Annotated in this window: 21 protein-coding genes; 8 read left to right on the forward strand and 13 right to left on the reverse strand. The window is 66.6% G+C overall.

The window, feature by feature from the left end; genetic code table 11:
* Positions 1 to 251: 251 nt before the first annotated feature.
* On the reverse strand, positions 252 to 800 hold the full coding sequence (locus ACMGFI_RS07050; RefSeq protein ID WP_436908442.1) for a universal stress protein: 549 nt from the start codon (positions 798 to 800) through the stop codon (positions 252 to 254).
* 386 nt (positions 801 to 1,186) lie between these two features.
* Between ACMGFI_RS07050 and ACMGFI_RS07055 the strand changes: the two genes are divergently transcribed.
* Entirely contained in the window at positions 1,187 to 2,176 is a 990-nt protein-coding gene (locus ACMGFI_RS07055; protein WP_436908444.1) for an ornithine cyclodeaminase family protein, read from the forward strand.
* Between the two features lie 19 nt (positions 2,177 to 2,195).
* Here the strand turns inward: ACMGFI_RS07055 and ACMGFI_RS07060 are convergent, their stop codons facing one another.
* Positions 2,196 to 2,789 (reverse strand): nucleotidyltransferase family protein, encoded by a 594-nt coding sequence (locus ACMGFI_RS07060; RefSeq protein WP_436908445.1) that lies wholly within the window; start codon positions 2,787 to 2,789, stop codon positions 2,196 to 2,198.
* Positions 2,790 to 2,947: 158 nt separating this feature from the next.
* A complete protein-coding gene (locus ACMGFI_RS07065) occupies positions 2,948 to 3,646 on the reverse strand; it encodes an SIMPL domain-containing protein (RefSeq protein ID WP_436908446.1) in 699 nt (232 codons plus the stop codon).
* 183 nt (positions 3,647 to 3,829) lie between these two features.
* Between ACMGFI_RS07065 and surE the strand changes: the two genes are divergently transcribed.
* Positions 3,830 to 4,618, forward strand: coding sequence for a 5'/3'-nucleotidase SurE (surE, locus tag ACMGFI_RS07070; protein WP_436908448.1), 789 nt, complete (start codon positions 3,830 to 3,832; stop codon positions 4,616 to 4,618).
* Positions 4,619 to 4,741: 123 nt separating this feature from the next.
* A complete protein-coding gene (locus tag ACMGFI_RS07075; protein WP_436908449.1) occupies positions 4,742 to 5,773 on the forward strand; it encodes a hypothetical protein in 1,032 nt (343 codons plus the stop codon).
* Between the two features lie 9 nt (positions 5,774 to 5,782).
* On the opposite strand, the gene ACMGFI_RS07080 is transcribed toward ACMGFI_RS07075, so the two are convergent.
* Complete coding sequence (locus tag ACMGFI_RS07080) at positions 5,783 to 6,394, reverse strand: hypothetical protein (RefSeq protein ID WP_436908451.1); 612 nt, start codon at positions 6,392 to 6,394, stop codon at positions 5,783 to 5,785.
* Between the two features lie 490 nt (positions 6,395 to 6,884).
* On the opposite strand from ACMGFI_RS07080, the gene ACMGFI_RS07085 reads away from it, so the two are divergent.
* The 3 genes from ACMGFI_RS07085 to ACMGFI_RS07095 all read left to right on the forward strand — a co-directional run bounded on the left by ACMGFI_RS07085 (position 6,885) and on the right by ACMGFI_RS07095 (position 8,538).
* The gene (locus ACMGFI_RS07085) at positions 6,885 to 7,088 is read left to right on the forward strand and encodes a hypothetical protein (protein ID WP_436908452.1); all 204 of its coding nucleotides are present in this window, start codon (positions 6,885 to 6,887) and stop codon (positions 7,086 to 7,088) included.
* Positions 7,088 to 7,333, forward strand: coding sequence for a hypothetical protein (locus ACMGFI_RS07090; RefSeq protein ID WP_436908454.1), 246 nt, complete (start codon positions 7,088 to 7,090; stop codon positions 7,331 to 7,333). The genes ACMGFI_RS07085 and ACMGFI_RS07090 overlap by 1 nt, the downstream gene beginning before the upstream one ends.
* A gap of 746 nt (positions 7,334 to 8,079) precedes the next feature.
* Entirely contained in the window at positions 8,080 to 8,538 is a 459-nt protein-coding gene (locus ACMGFI_RS07095; RefSeq protein ID WP_436908455.1) for a hypothetical protein, read from the forward strand.
* Positions 8,539 to 8,746: 208 nt separating this feature from the next.
* On the opposite strand, the gene ACMGFI_RS07100 is transcribed toward ACMGFI_RS07095, so the two are convergent.
* Positions 8,747 to 9,232 carry a hypothetical protein gene (locus tag ACMGFI_RS07100; RefSeq protein ID WP_436908456.1) on the reverse strand — a complete coding sequence of 162 codons (486 nt, stop codon included), beginning with the start codon at positions 9,230 to 9,232 and terminating at the stop codon, positions 8,747 to 8,749.
* A gap of 137 nt (positions 9,233 to 9,369) precedes the next feature.
* Here ACMGFI_RS07100 and ACMGFI_RS07105 point away from each other — a divergent pair, with 137 nt between their 5' ends.
* Positions 9,370 to 9,891, forward strand: a complete 522-nt coding sequence (locus ACMGFI_RS07105; protein WP_436908458.1) for a hypothetical protein — start codon at positions 9,370 to 9,372, stop codon at positions 9,889 to 9,891.
* Positions 9,892 to 9,929: 38 nt separating this feature from the next.
* Here the strand turns inward: ACMGFI_RS07105 and ACMGFI_RS07110 are convergent, their stop codons facing one another.
* The 8 genes from ACMGFI_RS07110 to ACMGFI_RS07145 form a co-directional block, all read right to left on the reverse strand.
* On the reverse strand, positions 9,930 to 10,424 hold the full coding sequence (locus ACMGFI_RS07110; RefSeq protein WP_436908459.1) for a hypothetical protein: 495 nt from the start codon (positions 10,422 to 10,424) through the stop codon (positions 9,930 to 9,932).
* A 124-nt stretch (positions 10,425 to 10,548) separates the two neighbouring features.
* The gene (locus ACMGFI_RS07115; RefSeq protein ID WP_436908460.1) at positions 10,549 to 11,748 is read right to left on the reverse strand and encodes a tyrosine-type recombinase/integrase; all 1,200 of its coding nucleotides are present in this window, start codon (positions 11,746 to 11,748) and stop codon (positions 10,549 to 10,551) included.
* On the reverse strand, positions 11,748 to 12,299 hold the full coding sequence (locus tag ACMGFI_RS07120) for a hypothetical protein (protein ID WP_436908461.1): 552 nt from the start codon (positions 12,297 to 12,299) through the stop codon (positions 11,748 to 11,750). The genes ACMGFI_RS07115 and ACMGFI_RS07120 overlap by 1 nt, the downstream gene beginning before the upstream one ends.
* The gene (locus tag ACMGFI_RS07125; protein ID WP_436908462.1) at positions 12,229 to 12,690 is read right to left on the reverse strand and encodes a GNAT family N-acetyltransferase; all 462 of its coding nucleotides are present in this window, start codon (positions 12,688 to 12,690) and stop codon (positions 12,229 to 12,231) included. Before ACMGFI_RS07125 ends, ACMGFI_RS07120 begins: the two co-directional genes overlap by 71 nt.
* Before the next feature lie 55 nt (positions 12,691 to 12,745).
* Positions 12,746 to 13,999 (reverse strand): Glu-tRNA(Gln) amidotransferase subunit GatD, encoded by a 1,254-nt coding sequence (gene gatD, locus ACMGFI_RS07130; RefSeq protein ID WP_436908464.1) that lies wholly within the window; start codon positions 13,997 to 13,999, stop codon positions 12,746 to 12,748.
* 76 nt (positions 14,000 to 14,075) lie between these two features.
* Positions 14,076 to 15,245: a zinc-dependent alcohol dehydrogenase gene (locus ACMGFI_RS07135; RefSeq protein WP_436908851.1), complete on the reverse strand. Its 1,170-nt coding sequence runs from the start codon at positions 15,243 to 15,245 to the stop codon at positions 14,076 to 14,078.
* Between the two features lie 41 nt (positions 15,246 to 15,286).
* Complete coding sequence (locus tag ACMGFI_RS07140; protein WP_436908466.1) at positions 15,287 to 16,075, reverse strand: SRPBCC family protein; 789 nt, start codon at positions 16,073 to 16,075, stop codon at positions 15,287 to 15,289.
* 219 nt (positions 16,076 to 16,294) lie between these two features.
* The gene (locus tag ACMGFI_RS07145; protein WP_436908467.1) at positions 16,295 to 17,143 is read right to left on the reverse strand and encodes an alpha/beta fold hydrolase; all 849 of its coding nucleotides are present in this window, start codon (positions 17,141 to 17,143) and stop codon (positions 16,295 to 16,297) included.
* A 149-nt stretch (positions 17,144 to 17,292) separates the two neighbouring features.
* Between ACMGFI_RS07145 and ACMGFI_RS07150 the strand changes: the two genes are divergently transcribed.
* Positions 17,293 to 17,901, forward strand: a complete 609-nt coding sequence (locus ACMGFI_RS07150; RefSeq protein WP_436908468.1) for a DUF8526 domain-containing protein — start codon at positions 17,293 to 17,295, stop codon at positions 17,899 to 17,901.
* Position 17,902: the final 1 nt, after the last annotated feature.

Genomic DNA, 17,902 nt, shown 5'->3' on the forward strand with positions numbered 1-17,902 from the left:
GGAGAGTTCCTCGGCGCGCTACGCGCGCCTGCGGGAATCCTCCGCTCGAAAAACTTGGGGAAAAAGGCCGGACGCGCCGGTCGCTTCGCTCCCTCGCGTCCGGTGTCTGCGGGAGTGAGCACCGCGAACGACCGCAGGCTCGTCAGAGCAAAGCTCTGACGGCGAACCGCGCGCCTCCGGCGCGCGGATGCTTACCCGTCGACCGCTGCATCGCCAGCTGACTGCCTTTCTTTCGTTCTCGTCCCGACCAGCTACGCCGTCGGTGTCGGTTCCTCCGACTGTTCGCCGACGCGCTCGACCTTCGTGCCGCCGCAGTTGCGACACGAGGGGATCGCCATGTCGTCGTCGGTGTAGTACTCCTCGCCGCAGCTCTGACAGCGGTGGCTCGGGATGTGTTGCTGTTCGCGGTCGCCGGTGACGACCACCGGCCGCTCGGCGTCGAGCGTGACCTCCTGGCTGACGCTGCCGAACAGCACCGACCCGAGCGGCGACCGCTTGCGCCCGCCGAGGAGGATCATGTCCGCGTCCGCCTCGTCGGCCGCCTCCAGGATGCCCTCCGCCGGGTCGCCGTATCGGGTCATCGGTTCCACGTCGAGGCCGGCCTCCTCCAGTCGCTCGTAGGCGTTCTCGCCCGCCCTGAGCTGGAGCGGCGACGCCTCCTCGGCCCGGTCGGCCTCCCGGAACACGTGCAGGAGCTTCACCGCCACGTCCTCGCTCGCGTTCGGGAGCCCGATCGCCGTCTCTACCTGCGCCGTCGCCCGCGACTCCGCCATGTCGACCGGCAGCAGGACTGTGTACATGGGTGTGTCACCCGTGTTAACGTACACCAAGAGGCGGGATAACTGTTGCGCCACCATCTTTTTGCCGCCCGGGTGTCCTCGGTCGCTACGCTCCCTGCGGGGACCGCGTGGCGGCTCCGCCGCCACGTCATACGGTCGCGGGCACGGCCCGCGACCCGCCGGACGGCAAAAACATGGGTGGAAAAGCGGGACCTCACTGCGTTCGGTCCCGTGAACCGCGCGCGCCGTCGGCGCGAGCGCGCCGAGGGCTTTCAGCGCCTGCTGTCGACTGCGGTCGCTCCCGAATAACTTCCTTCCACGACAAACCCACCAGAAACCACTACTCAACGAGCGCACCGTCTCGAAACCGGTCGAACTTCTAAGTGCGCGGCGGGGGAACGTCCGGTATGCAGACGCTGCTTCTGGACCCCGACGCTGTCGAGGAAGCCGCGGAGATGTCGGCGGTCGTCTCCGCGGTCGAGGACGCCTTCGCCGCCGACGCGCGCGGCGACACCCAGATGCCCGCCAAGTCCTACATCGACCTGCCGGAGTACAACGGCGACTTCCGGTCGATGCCCGCCTACCTCGACGCGGGCGAGTGGGACGCCGCGGCGGTCAAGTGGGTCAACGTCCACCCGGACAACCCCGCCGACCACGACCTGCCGACGGTGATGGGCACCGTCGTCTACTCCGACCCCGAGACCGCCTTCCCGCTCGCGCTGCTGGACGGGACGACGATCACGCGCGAGCGCACCGGCGCCGCCGCGGCCGTGGCGACCAACCACCTCGCCGTCGAGAACGCCCGGACGATGGGCATCGTCGGCGCGGGCGTCCAGTCGTACACGCAACTGGAGGCGGTCGCCACCGTCCGGCCCATCGAGGAAGTCGTCGTCGCCGACCGCAGCGAGGAGGCCGTCGCCGAGTTCGTCGCGGCCTTCGAGGACCGGTTCGACGTGCGCGGCGGGACCATCGAGGAGGCCGCACAGTGTGACGTGCTCTCGACGGTGACGCCGGTCGAGGAGCCAATCGTCCACAGCGTCGGCGACCACACGCACCTCAACGCCATCGGCGCCGACGCCGCCGGGAAACACGAGATCGCCGACGAGGTCCTGCTGGACGCGATGCTCGTCATCGACGACTACGAGCAGTGCACCCACTCGGGGGAGATCAACGTCCCCTGGAGCGAGGGCGTCCTCTCGGACGCGGACATCCACGCGGAACTCGGCGAGATCGTCGTCGGAGAGAAACCCGGCCGGACGCCCGAGACCGGCGTGACCGTCTTCGACTCCACGGGACTCGCGATCCAGGACGTGGCGGCCAGCCACGTCGTCTACGAGTACGCCGAGGAACACGACGTGGGCGAGCCCGTCTCGCTGGTCGACACCGACGTGCTCTGAACGGTCACGGGGGACGGGATCACTCCCGGAGCGCGGCGAGGTCGGCGGGCGTGTCCACGTCCGCGCGGACGCCGGGGTCGCCCGTCTCGACGACGGCCGCGTCGTCGGCGCTCCCGAAGACGCCGCGCCCGCCACGGTCGCCCTCGACGGCCGCCAGGGCATCGAAGTGGTGCCCGTCGAAGAGGACCGGGTTACCCCGCTGGCCGTCGTACCCCGCCGCGAGCGCGGACCCGCGGCCCGCCCGATAGGCCGCGACGAGCCGGTCGACGGTCCCGGGGTCGACCCGCGGCATGTCGCCGAGCGCGAATGCGACCGCGTCGGCCCGGTCGCGCGCCCACGCGACGCCGCGGCGGACCGATGTGGCTTGCCCGGCGGCCGCGTCGGGGTTCGCGACGACCGCGAGGTCGAGGCCAGCGAGCACGTCGCGAACGCCCGACGACTCCGGGCCGACGACCGCCGCGACCGGACCGACCTCGGCGTCGACGAGTGTCCGCGCTGCGCGGCGGACCAGCGGCTCGCCGTCCAGCGTCGCGAGCAGCTTGTCGCGCTCGCCGAAGCGGTCGCTGTCGCCCGCGGCCAGCAGGACGCCCGCGACGGCCCGCTCGTCGGTCACGGCGCCGACTACGCCCCGGCCCGTGAAGTGCGTGCCGCTGGGGCCTCGGCGCAGTACTTCCCACGCCGCGTCCGTCTCACTCTCTCGGACCCGAGAGGGCGGGGCCGCCCCGGCTCTACGACACGTCTGCGATGTCGCACGGCGAATACGTCCGGTCCTCAGTCCGCGGTCGCGTCGTAGGTGATCTCGACGGTCGCGGAGACGCTGACGGGGCTGGGTTCGACCGTCGTCCCCGCGTCGGCGGTCCGTTCGACGAGGAAGCCGCTCCCGTCGCCCGTCGACACCGAGCGGACTTCCCCGAGCGTCAGGCCGGTGCTGTCGGCGACGGCCTCGGCCTGGGCGCGGGCGTCGTCGACCGCCTCGTCGATGGCGTCGGCGCGCAGGTCCTGGCGGCGCTCGTCGGAGATCGCGAACGCGACGCCGCTGATCTCGGTCGCGCCGCTGGCGACCGCAGTGTCGATCACGGCGCCGGCCTCGCTGGTGTTCGTCGTCGTCACCGCGAACGACTGGCGGGCGACGTAGGTGGTCGTCCCGTTGTCGGTACGCTGGAAGACGGAGTAACTCGTCGTGTCGACCGACTCGACCGAGAGGTTCCCGTCGGTCAGGGCGTCCCGGAGCGTCGAGACGTTCTCGGCGAGGCGCTCGGTCGCCGCCGTGGCGTTGTCGGCCTCCGCCGTCGCTGCGAGGTCGACGACGGCCCTGTCGGGCTCGGCCGTGGCGGTCCCCGTCGCGGAGACGGTGACCGTCGACGCCTGGTTGCCCGCCTGCCCGCTCCCGAGCAGCGCTGCGCTCCCGAGTCCGACGGTACTCAGCAGGACGACGCCGGTCAGCGCGAGCGCCGCCAGTTTCCGGTTCATAGCTCGCCCGAGGTGCCGCCCGCTGATTGTAATCCGTGCGCTATCCGGGGTACGGTCGGCCAACCCGGCGGTAAGCGGCCGGTTCGCGTCGGCCGCCGGCCGTCCCTCCGGCGATACGCGCCGGCCGTCGCAACCTTCGCGTCGACCGATAGCTCCGTGTCGCTCCCCTGCGAACCGCCGGCGATGGACGAGCCCCACGTCCTCCTGACGAACGACGACGGCATCGACAGCCCCGGGCTGGCGCGCCTCTACGAGCGGCTGACCGAATCGGTCGACGTGACGGTCGTCGCGCCCGCCGAGGACCACAGCGGGCTCGGCCGCAAGAACTCCTACGCGGTCGAGGTCCGCGACCACGAGTGGGGGCGCGTCGTCGAGGGGACGCCCGCCGACTGCGTCGCCTACGGCCTGCGCGGGCTGGCGGCGAAGCCGGATCTCGTGGTGTCGGGACCGAACCCGGGCCCGAACATCGCACTCCACCGGCTCGGCCGGTCGGGGACGGTCGGCGCCGCCATCGAGGCCGCCCACCTCGGGACGCCCGCGGTCGCCGTCTCCGCCTACGACCCCGTCGGCGGCGAACTCGACGACCCCACCGCGGCGTCGTTCGCCCGCACCGTCGAGTTCACGGCCGCGCTGGCCGAACGGCTCCCCGGGTCGGGCGCGTTCGACGCCGTCGACTACCTCACCGTCCACGTCCCCACCGAGCGGGCCGAGGACCCGCAGGTCCGGGTCACCCGGCCGAACGAGGCCTTCGACGTGACCGTCTCCGAGGACGGCACGACCGCCCGCATCGAGGACCGGAGCTACGACCCGCTGCGGGAGGACCGCGACGCGGAGTTCCCGCCTGACGAGACCGACACCGACCGCCGCGCACTCGCCGACGGCGACGTGAGCGTCTCGCCGCTGCGCGTGACCGACCGGGTCGTCGAGAGCGCGGCGCTGGCCGACGCGCTCAACGGCCTCGAACTCGCCTGACTGCGGCGCCCGCGCTCGACCCGCTCGGTCGGAACCGCCCCGACGCCCCGAACCGGCGCGGTCGTTCAAACGCCCGCTGTACCCTCCTGAAGGCCCTTATCCGGGACGCTCGACCGTTCGGGTATGGACCGACGCGACCTCCTCGCAGCCCTCGCGGCCGGCGCCGTCGCCGTCCCGGGCTGTCTGGGCGAATCGAACGGTGGGGGCGACGGCTCCCCGTCCGCGACGCCTACCGAGACACCGACGGGGACCGCCCCTTCCGGGACGACACCCGAGACACCGAACGGGAGTCCGGGCGGTACCGACTCCGGGACCGACTCCGGAGCGGTCGCAGACCTCGTCGACGAGGCGTTCGTCGTCCCCGAACTGGTCGCGCCGAACTCGCCGGACTCGCTGGGCGTCTACGGCGACCGCGGCGAACAGTACGTCGTCGTGTTGCTGGCCGGCGACCCGGGGACGGCACCGGCAGTCGGGGACATCGAACTGGTCGCCGGCGGGGAGACCTACCCCGCGACGACGGAGGTGGGCAACCAGGCGTGGACGCTGTTCGACCACGGGACGCCGTACCTGCCCGACCGCGACGCGTTCGACGGCTGGGTCGTCTTCCGCCTCCCGAAGCCGCTCGCCGTCGACGCCGCGGCGGTCTCCTGGCCGGGCGGCGACTACCCGCTCGTCGCCGACGCCCTCGCGGCGCTCGCCCGGCCGCCCGCGTCGTTCGAGGTCCGCTCGTTCGACGCACCCGACGCGGTGCCCGTCGGCGAGCGGTTCACACTCTCGCTCACCGTCGAGAACACCGGCGACGCCGACGGCACGTTCGTGGGCGCGGTGAACCGGAACTTCCCGGCGTACGCGCCGGTGGCGTCGGTCCGGTTGCCGGTCGCGGCCGGCGAGCGGGCGACGTGGGAGCGGACGGTCGAAGCGGGAACGATAGACAACGAGGGCGGTCAGTTGCGGCTCTGGCTATACTGGCGCGACGACGCGGCCGACCGGGAGGTGACGGTCGACGTGGGGTCGGGAACGCCCGACGGGACGGTCGCGAGGGCCGAACGGGACAGTCGGACGGGAACCGAACGGAGCGACACCTCGACGGAGACGGACGAACCGACCGAGGAGGACGGGGCGTCGACACCCACGAGGGTCGCCGCGACGCGGTAGCCGCCCGTCTCAGCGCCGGCCCGTCAGGTCGGCGGCCATGACGAAGTCGGGGTTCTCCGAGACGGCGATGCCGGCGTAGGCGGCGTCGGAGACGTGCCGCGGCGTCTCGGGGACGAGAACCCTGGTCCGGTCGGCGCCCAGGTCGGCGGCGTCGCGGGCGATCGCCGCGAACAGCGTCTGTGCCGCGGGCACGCCGTCCCAGGCGCCGACGCCGTACTCGACCCACCGCTCGGTCGAATCCTCGCCGTCCTCGTCGTCGCCGCGCTCGCGCTCGTACTCCCGCGTCCGGAGGGCAGCGCCCCGGGTGCCGTCGGGTCCCTGTACCGCGAACGCCCGCCGGTCGTCGGCGGCGGCGCGGAACCGCTCGCGGGTGGCCTCCGAGAGCGCCCACGACTCGTCGGGGTCGAGCGTCAGCCCGGCGAGTTCGCGCGCGGCGTCGCTGCGCTGCCAGTAACTCCAGGCGGCGTCGGGGTCGGCGGTCGCGTCCAGCCCGCCCGCGCCGTTCGCGTCGGCGCGGGCGTCGACGTCCGGGTCGGGGTGAGCCCACCGGAACTCCGTCGCGGGGTCGTACCCCACCCCGCGGGCGGCGCCGAGCCCGGCCGCGTTCCACGAGAACACCATGTTGTACATGCAGATACTTTACGTTTGCTATACAGCGCTCGACAGCTCTTTTTTAATCAGACTCATCTGTCTCGTGCGTGCCCCTCCTACGGGGATGGTGCCAAAAATCTCACTCGTTCTGGACACAGAAAATGGACCCATGGAATCACTCTGAATCTGCTTTAAGTACCCGTCATCATTACGGTTTAGATGGGAGGAGACGGCTGAAAGATGCTAAACTTCTTCCTCCGGCTGGAAACTGTTCAGCAAATCTGGCTGGATTGTCAAGTCATGAGGGGACCGGCAAGGTGTGAGAGCACCGGGTCAGTCGGTCTTTCTGTCGCAAGTCGCGGTGAAACTATGTCAACTAAGAGTAAGAGCAAGTGGACCAGCATCACGGTCCAGCGTGACGATGTCGATGCACTCGACAACTATGCAGAGGATACCTTCGGAACGGACGAAGTGAGCTATCGCGCTATCATCCAGAATCTTCTAACAGAGGCTGGTTACGATGAGTGAGAAACTGGTTCTCGAAGTCTCGGACGAACTGACTCAACAGATCGAAGCCGAGTACGAGGAGCGACAAGAGAAAGCTGTCGAGAGTATGGAGGCCCACGGATGGGACGAACAAGCCGAAAAAGTCGAGAAAACCAAGATAGCCGAGAACACGGCAGAGAAGGCTCTATTCGTCATTCAACAGGAGGTTGGTGAGTAATGGGGCTGTTCGGTGACTCTGACGGTTCATGCGCTATCAACCTCTCACTGCCGGAGCGAGCCGTTGAACGCGCACACTATGAAGCCACATACAGTGGCCGACGACAGGCATCTCAGGGCGCTGAGGCACCTATCTCCGTCTCCGTACAGTACGAGGGTGACGAACTGGACGATGACGACGTGGCACAAGTCGAGGACTGGTTGACTGGCCTTCTTTACGACGAGATAGGAAGTCGTCACTTCTGACGGGGCCGGGGGTGCGGGGTGAGTACATCAGAACAGGTGGCCCCACATATATTGCCCCCGGAACACGTCAGCACGCAAATAATCCCATAGTAGAGGTCGAACCGCTAAGAAACCAGAGAGTGCCGGATACAGAGGCTCTGAATCACCTACCCTCCAGAATACCGGCGTTCGGGTCGCAGAGCTGTCTCTAATCGGTTTTGCTTCTGAGAGTAAAGGTCGGGTGTCGCGCAAACACCCGATGTCAGGTGTGCACTTATACGGTGCGAATTGCTACGTCGCATGACTTACTACTACCTCCTGACACTTAAATCTGTCGGTCACAAAGCAACACAATCGGAACGACTGTCAGGAGATCTCCGATGAGTATTCGGAGTCTCCCGGCAGATTCTGTGGCCGATGTCGAACCAGATGAGGCACCCGTTCCACTCGAACTGGAGGGGATACGTCCAAATACGCCAACACATCACATCTCGGCTGAGGAGTCCCCTGATGACGGGCCACCACTGGCCGAACTGGTCGGTTCGGAGCCTGTTAGTGACGACGGAAAGAGCGCCCTGAAGTACGGAGCAAGTCGGTACGAACGGAAACGTCGAATCGTGGCCGAATTGCTGGTCCTTGGCCGGGACACACTGGCCCGCCGGGTTGCCTCGTGTGGAAACAACGACTTTCAGTGCGACCGGCCCCACCTGTGCCGACTGTGCCACCGACACAAGCGATTCGATGCCAAACAGCGATACGCCGAGTCGGTGAAGCAGTGGGACGAGCATGTGCTTGTGGCCCTGACGATGCCGACGACTCGGGATCATCCGGCTGTCGCTCGACAAGACGTACTCGACCGGTTCCAGACCATTCGCCGGCGAGCGGGGTTCAAGAACACGGTGAGTCGTTCGTTTGGTGGCGTTCACACAGTACAAGACGACGCCGGCGGGTTCCGGGCGCATCTCGACATGGTCGTGTCTGCCGGTGAGACGGACACAGTCCGGTCAGAACTGGCCGAAGTGTGGAGCGACGTAGGCGGTGGTCACGTCGAAGCAACAGCTGTGACGGCGTCGTCTGACGGCACATACGCCGATGCTGTGGAAGCAACGACGTGTTACGTGGTGGAGAAAACGGAGCTTTCTGTTTCGGCACAGACCGACTATGCGACCGTGCGCCCGGACGGAGCACACCACTGGGTATCGGTTGGGGGCGGACGGGATACTTAAACCGATCCCGTTTCAGAGTCTGTACCTACTGGAAAACGGCCATTCAGAAATTCCGTGTTCCAAACTGCATGTGTAGCAAGAGATAGGAACGATGTACCGTAGGATTCGACCTTGCCTCTGTACCTCTCTGACTGGGGAGGTCGAGGCCAATTAGGCCCCGACCTTTGCAGTGGTTCCCAATGCACCAATCCGACACTCTTGCTGATGCCTATCTTCTGAATCCCAACACCGGAGTGAGAGCATCGGCGAAATCAATCAACCACTGACCGAATTTTGAAAGCGGTCCGGCCAGATCTTCACGCTCTAATGCATCCTGACGTGCTCTATCAAGGTTCCTACTACACTCATGATGACAATCATGAATGCGTTGTTTCTGTTTCTCCGTTAGAGGGGCTAAACCACGGTAATCGTCTCCCAACGCCCATCGACGCCGGGTGTAGTCGCTATTCTTCTCAGGAAACCGTTTATACACCCTGTCAAAGTCCTTATGAAGAAAATCCTTCTCCGAATTACCTTCCTCATCAGGATTCAATGCCCCGAGCCGGGTGGCACTCAACTCGGAGAGACGTTCGTATGAATACCGCTCTCTAAGTGTAGATAGTCTCTCATCTAAGAATTCGTCATTATTGGAAGGGTCGGGTTTGTTGGGAAGTTGCTGGTCGGACGGGTTGATTTCTTCGTTGTCCGCACTCATGACGTTAAATTGTTGAGATAGTCGAATAAGTCTTCGGGAGGTCCGCAACGGTTACGCGATAGAGTCACCTCTTTCGACCGAACACTGAATAGTGTCTGACCCGTCACACTATCTAAGAGCATGAGTGAGGTGTCCGAATGGGTGCTGTCGTAGCCGGTTCCGCAGAGCAAGCGGGGGCCGTTACACTCGAATCGATCAATCAGTCAGATATTAGCACCCCTGATGAATTAGAGAGTCTTCGTAGCGAATTGGTGTCTGGAGAGTGTAAGGTCGTTTCAGAGTCTTTCGAGGCAGTATCCGACTACGTCGAAAAAGCGACCATACATGGTGACATCGATACAGACCCCGAGTTCTCTCGATTCCATGACCGTGCTGAACTACGGTCGTTTATTCTGAAACCGGAAGACGGCGGGGCAGTCAGATTCACTCTTGAAGGGGATTCGGTTTCGGTTCGCAGATACGGTCAATCTACTGATGAAACCGATGTTGAACTGCCGGAATATCAGACTGTTTACTTTGTTGGTCAGGTCATTCTGTTTGCGATGTATTCTGTTGACAGGTTCATTGACCGAAACGGGTTGCGCCCCGTAGTCGATGAAATAAAGGAACGACGATGGGTGATTCTGGTGACTTGCTCAATTCTTGCTGCCCATCTCTGAATAGTTTAGATTTTAACCCGTTCAACAAGTTCTTATCGTCAAAGGGGTTCCCCTTCAAGTCTGAGTGTCCCAGACGACGTATTCTCGCCCGTCCCCATTTCTCCGAACTGCGTGTTGTCGAGAATGACAGCGTACTCCCGACTGGTGACGTTAGTCGATGCTGCACCCACCCCCTCTATCTGATCGGAAAAGTCGAAATTCGGATCATCTCGCTCCTCAAAGTCTTCCATCTCGTCCCCATCGATGACGTAGAAGTCAACCCCGTTGCCTCCCGTGATTTTAAAGTCGTATGTCAGTCGGATGTTGATTGACGACGAGAACCCCTGTGATGTCCATTCTCCCGGTTCAAGACTGAATCGTCCGCCCGCCACGAAACGACCACCCTGTGGCTGAAAGTCCCACGTCTCCCATGCGTCATCACCCGCATTTTCAAACGTGTAGTCTGACGAACCACCGCTCAATGCCGAACACCCCGAAATTGCTGATACTGATGCCCCAGACGCCGTTATACGAAGAAATGACCGTCTATCCATACGTAGTTGATAATGAAGTGGGTACAAAAAATCATCCCCGAAACCAGCGTGTTCGTGGGTAAACACCGACTAAAAACACTCTCAGAAAACGAAGTTCAATTCAATCGAATATCATAACGATGGGCTACTGGTGGCCTACCAAAACACTCGGGTCGATGTCCACCTGTGTTCGGGCGATCTCGGCGTCGTCGTTGGTTGGGCCAGCACTATGCTTTCGGAGTCGTTCGGTTCGGCCCTGCTTCAGTGCCTTCAGGTACTCCAACGTGTTCCGAATATCGGAGTGGCCGAGTGCTATCTGAAGGTCACGCAGATTCATACCGTTCTTGATGGACTGGACTGCGTAAGCGTGTCGCAGAGTATGCATTGTCGGAACCGTCTTGGTGTATCCTCGCTTGTCCGTTCCGTATTCCCGTCGCAATCCAGCATTGTCGGCTGCCTCTACAACGACAGCGTTTGCGTGTGATTCGGTGATGTGCTCGTACTTTCCCTTCTCGGACCGGTTCCCCTCTTGACTCGGGAAGATATAGGGGTTCGACTCGGGGACGCCGGGTAGTGCGGTCCGTCGTTCATTGAGGTAGGTGTCAAGTAGTGTGTCAAGTTGCTGGTCGTAGGGCACCGTGCGACCCTTCGACTTGATGGCCGGGATGTCCACCGTCCGATTCGACGTATCGATGTCTTCCAGTTCCAGCACAACCAGTTCGGACACCCTCGCGCCAGTTTGATACGCAAGCCGAATCAGTAGTTCGTTGCGCATGGCCGGTGATTCCACGTTATTCGCCAGTCTGTCTTTCTGGTCGGGCGTCAGTGCGAAGAACCCCGCATCGTTCAGTTCCTGCTCTTTCTTGGTCTTGTTCTCCAGAAAGTCGATGGTGATGTCGGCAGGGTTGTCGAGTGTGGCACCGTTCGACTGCTCGCCTAACCAGTCATAGAACCGCTTGATACCGGCGTGTCGGCCCCGAATCGTGTTGTCGGCGTAGGGTTCGATGTCGGTGTCGTCGTCGGTATCCGTTGCGAGACTCGGCGTTGCCATCACCTTCAGGTAGTCTTTGACTCGGGACGGTTCGATGTCAGTCACAGTGTTTCCGTCGTCGTGGTGGAGTATCCAGAAGTAGTGTTTGACGCCCCGCCGGTAGGTACTCGATGTGGATTTCGGATGTCCCTCCGATTCGACCCACATCTCGTATCCCGATAGTAGCGTGTCGATGTCGGTGTCGATCTCGGGCGCGACGGCGTCGGCGTCGATGTCGTCAGTTCTGAATGTGGTCAGGTCGGCGTGAATCACATCAATCGGCACATCGACCCCTTCGGTGATGTTGAAGTCCATCATTCGACCCTCCAGAAGACGGAGTCCGGAGCACTCGGGTCGTCATCACGGCCTTCGCGTTCCTTCACGAATCCGGTGGTATCTGCCAGTCCGGAGAGGGTGTTCCGGATATCCGGCTTGTCGATGATGATGCCCCGAGAGTCGAGTGCGCCATGGACTTCCTCGGCAGTCATGGCCCACTTCTCCATTTGGTCGTGCTTCTCGACACCATCGGGAGGGGTCGGCAACACGTCTATGACGGCCTTCTCCATGTCGTACTCCGGCCCTTGGGAGTTCACCTCGTTTTCGAGCCTGTCTATCCGACCGTCGAGACTATCGATTCCACGGCGTATCTGTTCCAGTGCCGGGACGACTTCGTCCCGGACAGCCTCGGCAGTTGCGCCGGCGTCGAGCGAGCTGTTCTGGTTTGACTCGTCGCTATTCAGTTCCTTCTCGACCGACAGCGTGATGAGGTGAGTTAGGCTATCGTACTCGGGCGATTCAAGCGCATCGTCCCACCGGGACTTGGTTTCCTCCAGTACCCGGATGTTGACTTGGGTCTTGTCTGTCATGGTTCGACTCTGTGGCCCCAGTCGTATAGCAGTTGTCTACTATCTGGTGCCACAACACCATGTTCCGGCAGACCGTCGCGCCGCGCTCCCGGGCCCACGCGAAGCAGGCGTCGTTCATCGCCGCTGCGACGCCCTCCGCCCGGGCGTCGTCGGCCACGCGCATCCCCTGGGCCCACGCCTCGTGGACCGAGAGCGCGACGACCTGACAGACGCCGATGGCGCGACCGTCCGCCTCGGCCACCACCGTGTGCTGGTCGGGGCCGTCGCTCTCGACCCACTCGGGGAACACCTCGGGGATGTAGTCGCCGCGGTCGAAGCGGTCGCTCCACGTGTCGCTCGTGAACGCGACGATGTCGTCGTGGTCGTCGGCGCGGGCCTGGCGGACCTCCATCGTCACCGCCCCCGCGGCCGAGACCCGCGGACCGCCGCGCGCGCGGCCGCCACGTTCAGGTCCACGGGACCGACCGCTCGTTGATCTCGCCGGCCAGCGACGTGGCCATGGCCTCCTCGACGCTCTCGACGTTCGCCAGCGCCCACATGACCTTCACCTTCGCCGTCCCGGGCAGGGTGTCCTCGCCCTCGACGATGCCGGCCTCCAGCAGGTCGCGGCCGGTGTCGTACACCCGGTCGCAGACCCGCCCCTCGATACACTGGCTCGTCATCACGACCGTCGTCCCCTCGTCGACCAGCTCCTCGATACGCGGGATCCAGTCGGTGTGGACGTGGCCCAGTCCGGTGCCCTCCAGCACCACGCCGGATTTGCCTCCGAGGGCATCGAGGAACGCCGGGTCGGTGCTGGGGGTGAACTTCAGCAGTTCCACGTCGGTGTCCAGGTCGGGGTCGACGTCCAGTTCCGTCTCGCCGCGCTCGCGGTGCTCGCGGCGGAAGGAGACCTCGGTATCGCCGTCGGTGCCGTAGTCGACGACCCCGAGCGGCTTCGCGCCGACGGTCTCGAAGGCGTCCCGGCGGGAGGTGTGGTTCTTCCGGGCGCGGACGCCGCGGTGGAGCGCACAGCGGTCGTCGGACTCGTCCTCGTGCATACAGATCAGCACCTCGGCGCAGTCGGACTTGGCCGCCTCGACGGCGGAGACGGCGTTCATCACGTTGTCCGAGGAGGGGCGGTCCGCCGAGCGCTGGCTACCGGTGAACACGATGGGGACCGGCGTGTCGAGCATGAAGGCCATCGCCGCGGCGGTGAACTGCATCGTGTCCGTGCCGTGCATGACGACGACGCCGTCGGCGCCGGCCTCGATCTCCTCGTGGACGGCCTCGGCCAGGTCCTGCCACACGTCGGGCGTCATATTTTCGGAGAGGATGTTCGCGACGACGCGGCCGCGGTAGTTGGCCCGTCCGGCGAGGTCCGGGACGGCGCGGAGCACGTCCTCGGCGTCGAACTGCGCGGTGACGGCGCCGGTGCGGTAGTCGACCGTCGAGGCGATGGTGCCGCCCGTCGAGATGAGCGACACCGTGGGCAGGTCGTCGTCGAACTCGATGGTCGACTGCTCGCTGTCGGCCTGGGCCGATTCCACGTCGTAGGCGTTCGATTCGAGGACCTCCACGTCGGCCTCCGCGCGGTCGACGCCGACGTTGTACCCCCCGTCGAGCTTGACGACCAGGTGGTCGCGGGTCGTCGAGGGCAGGAGCACGCCCTCGTAGGTCTGGTCCGCGCGGTCGACGCGGACGCGGTCTCCGGCGTTCATGGGAGTCGGTTCCGCCGCGTCGGACTTGAATCCACTCGTTGACCCCGGCCCGGACGGCCGCCCCCTCGGCGGCCGCTCAGGGCCTGAACACCGGCCGGATCATCCCGTCCGCTTTCTCCTTGAACATCCGGTAGGCGGTCGGCCCGTCCTCCAGCGAGAACTCGTGGGTGGCGAGATAGGAAGGGTCCATCTCGCCCTCGACGACGTGGTCCAGCAACTGCGGGACGTACCGCTGGCCGTGTTGCTGGGCGGTCTTCACGGTGATTCCCTTGTTCATCAGGACGCCGACCGGGAACTTGTCCATCAGGCCGTAGACGCCGAGCACCGAGAGCGTGCCGCCCTTCCGGACGGCGCGGATCGCCTGCCGGAGCGCCTCGCCGCGGTCGGTGGGGAGGCCGAACTCCTGTTTCGCCCGGTCGTAGCGGTGAGCGAGGCCGGTGCCGTGGGCCTCCATGCCGACGGCGTCGATGCAGGCGTCGGGGCCGCGCCCGCCGGTCAGCGCGTCTAATCTGTCGACGACGCTGTCGACCTCGGTGTAGTCGACCGTCTCCGCGCCGGCGTGCTCGCGGGCGGCGTCCAGCCGCTCGGGGAACCGGTCGATGCCGATCACCTGCTCGGCGCCCATCAGCGCGGCGCTCTCCTGGGCCATGAGGCCGACGCCGCCGCAGCCCCACACCGCGACGGTGTCGCCGTCCTCGATGTCGCAGAAGTCCGCGCCCATGTAGCCGGTCGGCCAGGCGTCCGAGGCGAACAGGGCCTGCTCGTCGTCGAGTTCGTCGGGCACCTCGAAGCAGTTCACGTCGGCGTGGGGGACGCGGATGTACTCGGCGTGGGAGCCGGCGTAGCCGCCGAAGGCGTGGGTGTAGCCGTAGATGCCCGCCGTCGAGTCGCCCAGCACCGGCTCCTGCATCGCGGCGTTGGGGTTGGTGTTGTCGCAGAGCGACCAGAGGTCGTCGTGACAGTACGAGCAGGCGCCGCAGCCGATAAAGGAGGGGACGACGACCCGCTGGCCGGCCTCTACGTCCTCGACGGCTTCGCCGGTCTCCGCGACCTCCGCCACGAACTCGTGGCCGAGCACGTCCCCCTCGCGCATCGTCGGGATCAGCCCGTCGACGATGTGCAGGTCGGAGCCGCAGGCCGTCGAGGCGCGGACCTCCAGGACGGCGTCCTTCGGGTTCACGAGCGCGGGCCGCGGCACCGTGTCGACGCGGAGGTCGTTCTCGCCGTGCCAGCAGACCGCCCGCATGGTGCCGGTGCCCTCGACGGCCGCGCCGCTGGCGGCGTCGCTCACACGAGATCACCGGTCCCGCGGGCCGAGGGGTTGCGTTCGAGCGTCGGCATCTCGCCCGTCTCGACGAGGCTCTTGAACCGCCGGAGCGCCGTCCCGGCCGCGGCGTCGGGCACGAGGTCGGCCCGCTCGGCCAGCGCCGACCCGACGCGGCCGCCCGGCGGGTCGAAGCGGACGTGCAGCGTCACCTCCGTCTCCGCCTCGCCCCGCGAGCGGAACCGCACCGACCCCTCGTTGGGGACGCGGGCGCCGGGCAGCGACTTCCAGCGCAGGAACTCCCCGGGGTCGGCCGCCACCACCTCGGCGTCCCACTCCAGGGAGACGCCCCGCGGGCCGCTCACCGCCCAGTGCTGGCGGTCCTCGCCGACCTCGCGGACCTCGGCGAAGTGCGCCCAGACCCGCTCGTGGGTCTCCGGGTCGCGCCACCGCTCGTACAGCTCCTCGGCGGGGCGCTCGACGGTGATCGAGCGCTGCACGTCGAGCGACTCGGGCGGCGCCCCCTCGGGTTCGCGCCCGCGCTCCCGCGGGGCGCTCCAGTTCCCGGATCCGCCGGTCCCGCCGCGTTCGCGGTCCCCGCGCAGCGCCCGCGTCAGGAGCCACCCGCCGGCGACGGCCGCCGCCGCGCCGCGCAGCGACCGCCTGCCGAGCCCGTAGAGGACGAGCCCGGCGCCGGCGATCCCCCGGATCGCGCGCCCCCGTCGTTCCGTGTCGGTACCACTCGCCGAGCGGCCGGGTCGGTCGCTCCCCGGCGGCTCGCGTTCGCCTCGGTCGGTGTGTTGACTGGCCATGGAAGTGCTCCCGCACGGCGCGCCGCGAGGCTCGGACCCCCGGCGCGGATTCCGTGCGCTGGCGCGCCGCCCGCGCTCGTCGACCCGGCGGAGCGGCGACGCTCGGATCCGATCCTCGGCGGTCTCTTCAATCAGTCTCCACCCTGCACCAGCAGGCCGGGACGGTCCAGGCGGAACAGCCGGGGGGCCCGGAGTCGACGGGCCGACGCCCCGACGCGCTCAGACCCCGTCGAGGAACGACCGCAGTCGCTCGGTCGCGAACGCGCGGCGGTCGCGGAAGACGCAGTGGCCGGCGTCGTCGACGTGCAGCAGGCGGCCGTCGGGGAGCAGGTCGACGGCCTCGCGGTCGCGTTCGCGTGCCGCCTCGTCCACGTCGGCGCGGACAACCAGCGTCGGCGCCTCGATGTCGGGGAAGGCCTCCTCGGGATCGACCCAGCCGCTGGTAAACACCTCGGTGATGTTCGGGCTGACCCGCAGTCGGGCGTCGGCCAGCAGGCTCGCCAGTTCCTCGTCGCCGGCCGCGACGTGGTCGGCGAGTTCGTCGTCGGCCTCCAGCAGTTCGGCCTTGGTGTGGTCCTGCCACCACAGGATCCGCTGGCGGATCCCCTCGACCTCCGCCTCGTCCATGCGCTCGTCGCCGCGGTTCTCGGCGTTGTGTCCCAGCAGACACGCGGGGTCGACCGCGACGACGGCCCGCGGCCAACCGGGGTGGGTGGCGGCGGCCGCGAGCACGGTGTCCCCGCCCATCGAGTGACCGAAGAGGATCGGGTCGGCGACGCCGAGCCCTTCGAGCAGACCGATCAGGTCGGCTGCCCGGGTGTCGGGGTCGTAGCCCGACTCGCGGGCCGTCGACTGGCCGTGGCCGCGGGCGTCGTAGACGATCACGTCGTAGTCGTCCGCTAGGTCGCGGGCGAGCGGGAGCCGACAGCGCCCGTCGTCGAAGACGCCGTGGGCGACCACCAGCGGCGGCCCGTCGCCGCCGCTGCGGTCGTAGTGCAGTCTGACGCCCTCGGCGACCTCCACGTGGCCCGCCGTCCAGTCGGCCGGCGGGTGCGTCTCGATTGGCATGACGCCACGTACGCGCATCGGCCGCAAAAGCGTGCGGGCACCGGAACCACGGATCGGCGGTCGAACTCGCCCCCGGACCGCACCCGTTCTGTCGCCACGCGGCCGACGCGAGGAAAAGGCACATGGGCCCTCGGTCCGGAGTGTCGGGTATGTCAGAGCGGACGGACGAGCGGGTCGAGGACCTCGACGGCGACCTCGGCGACCCCGACGACGGCGACGTGGGGTTCAGCGACGACGAACTCGGGGTCGACGTGGACGCGCTGACCGGCGACCTCGACGGCGGGGGCGGCGGCTCGACCGCGACCCCGGACGCCGAATCGAGCGCCGGGTCCGCCGGGGCCGACTCGGGTCGGAGCCTGCGCTCGCGGCTGACGCCCTCCATCGGCCGGCCGAGCCTCGGGGTCAGCGTCCCCTCGCTGCGCTCGTTCCTGCTCGCCGCGGTGGTCGTGATCGGCGGGATGTTCGCCGGGAGCGTCGTCCCGCTGATCGGGTCGGTCACGGGCCTTATCGGCCTCTTCCTCGGCGCCTTCCTCCTCGGCGCGGCGAGCGGTACCCGTCGGTACGTCCCCGTGGCGGTCGCCGGCGCGGCCGCCGCCGTCTTCGCGACGATGATGCAGGGGGTACTGACGCTGACGTTCGTCGAGAGCATCGGCCTGGCGCCGACCGCCGCGCTCGGCGCGACCACCGGGATCGTCGTCGCCGTCCTCGGCCACTACTTCGGCCGGGACCTGCGCGACGGGCTCACCCGCGAAGTGTAAC

The organism is Halosimplex marinum (assembly GCF_051414075.1).
Lineage (GTDB): Archaea > Halobacteriota > Halobacteria > Halobacteriales > Haloarculaceae > Halosimplex > Halosimplex marinum.

Excerpts from the sequence above, each read along its gene's own strand:
- ACMGFI_RS07050 (WP_436908442.1), bottom strand. The coding sequence starts at position 800 with ATGTACACAGTCCTGCTGCCGGTCGACATGGCGGAGTCGCGGGCGACG.
- ACMGFI_RS07055 (WP_436908444.1), top strand. The coding sequence starts at position 1,187 with ATGCAGACGCTGCTTCTGGACCCCGACGCTGTCGAGGAAGCCGCGGAG.
- ACMGFI_RS07065 (WP_436908446.1), bottom strand. The coding sequence starts at position 3,646 with ATGAACCGGAAACTGGCGGCGCTCGCGCTGACCGGCGTCGTCCTGCTG.
- surE (WP_436908448.1), top strand. The coding sequence starts at position 3,830 with ATGGACGAGCCCCACGTCCTCCTGACGAACGACGACGGCATCGACAGC.
- ACMGFI_RS07075 (WP_436908449.1), top strand. The coding sequence starts at position 4,742 with ATGGACCGACGCGACCTCCTCGCAGCCCTCGCGGCCGGCGCCGTCGCC.
- ACMGFI_RS07080 (WP_436908451.1), bottom strand. The coding sequence starts at position 6,394 with ATGGTGTTCTCGTGGAACGCGGCCGGGCTCGGCGCCGCCCGCGGGGTG.
- ACMGFI_RS07085 (WP_436908452.1), top strand. The coding sequence starts at position 6,885 with ATGAGTGAGAAACTGGTTCTCGAAGTCTCGGACGAACTGACTCAACAG.
- ACMGFI_RS07090 (WP_436908454.1), top strand. The coding sequence starts at position 7,088 with ATGGGGCTGTTCGGTGACTCTGACGGTTCATGCGCTATCAACCTCTCA.
- ACMGFI_RS07100 (WP_436908456.1), bottom strand. The coding sequence starts at position 9,232 with ATGAGTGCGGACAACGAAGAAATCAACCCGTCCGACCAGCAACTTCCC.
- ACMGFI_RS07105 (WP_436908458.1), top strand. The coding sequence starts at position 9,370 with ATGGGTGCTGTCGTAGCCGGTTCCGCAGAGCAAGCGGGGGCCGTTACA.
- ACMGFI_RS07110 (WP_436908459.1), bottom strand. The coding sequence starts at position 10,424 with ATGGATAGACGGTCATTTCTTCGTATAACGGCGTCTGGGGCATCAGTA.
- ACMGFI_RS07115 (WP_436908460.1), bottom strand. The coding sequence starts at position 11,748 with ATGGACTTCAACATCACCGAAGGGGTCGATGTGCCGATTGATGTGATT.
- ACMGFI_RS07120 (WP_436908461.1), bottom strand. The coding sequence starts at position 12,299 with ATGACAGACAAGACCCAAGTCAACATCCGGGTACTGGAGGAAACCAAG.
- ACMGFI_RS07125 (WP_436908462.1), bottom strand. The coding sequence starts at position 12,690 with ATGGAGGTCCGCCAGGCCCGCGCCGACGACCACGACGACATCGTCGCG.
- gatD (WP_436908464.1), bottom strand. The coding sequence starts at position 13,999 with ATGAACGCCGGAGACCGCGTCCGCGTCGACCGCGCGGACCAGACCTAC.
- ACMGFI_RS07135 (WP_436908851.1), bottom strand. The coding sequence starts at position 15,245 with ATGCGGGCGGTCTGCTGGCACGGCGAGAACGACCTCCGCGTCGACACG.
- ACMGFI_RS07140 (WP_436908466.1), bottom strand. The coding sequence starts at position 16,075 with ATGGCCAGTCAACACACCGACCGAGGCGAACGCGAGCCGCCGGGGAGC.
- ACMGFI_RS07145 (WP_436908467.1), bottom strand. The coding sequence starts at position 17,143 with ATGCCAATCGAGACGCACCCGCCGGCCGACTGGACGGCGGGCCACGTG.
- ACMGFI_RS07150 (WP_436908468.1), top strand. The coding sequence starts at position 17,293 with ATGTCAGAGCGGACGGACGAGCGGGTCGAGGACCTCGACGGCGACCTC.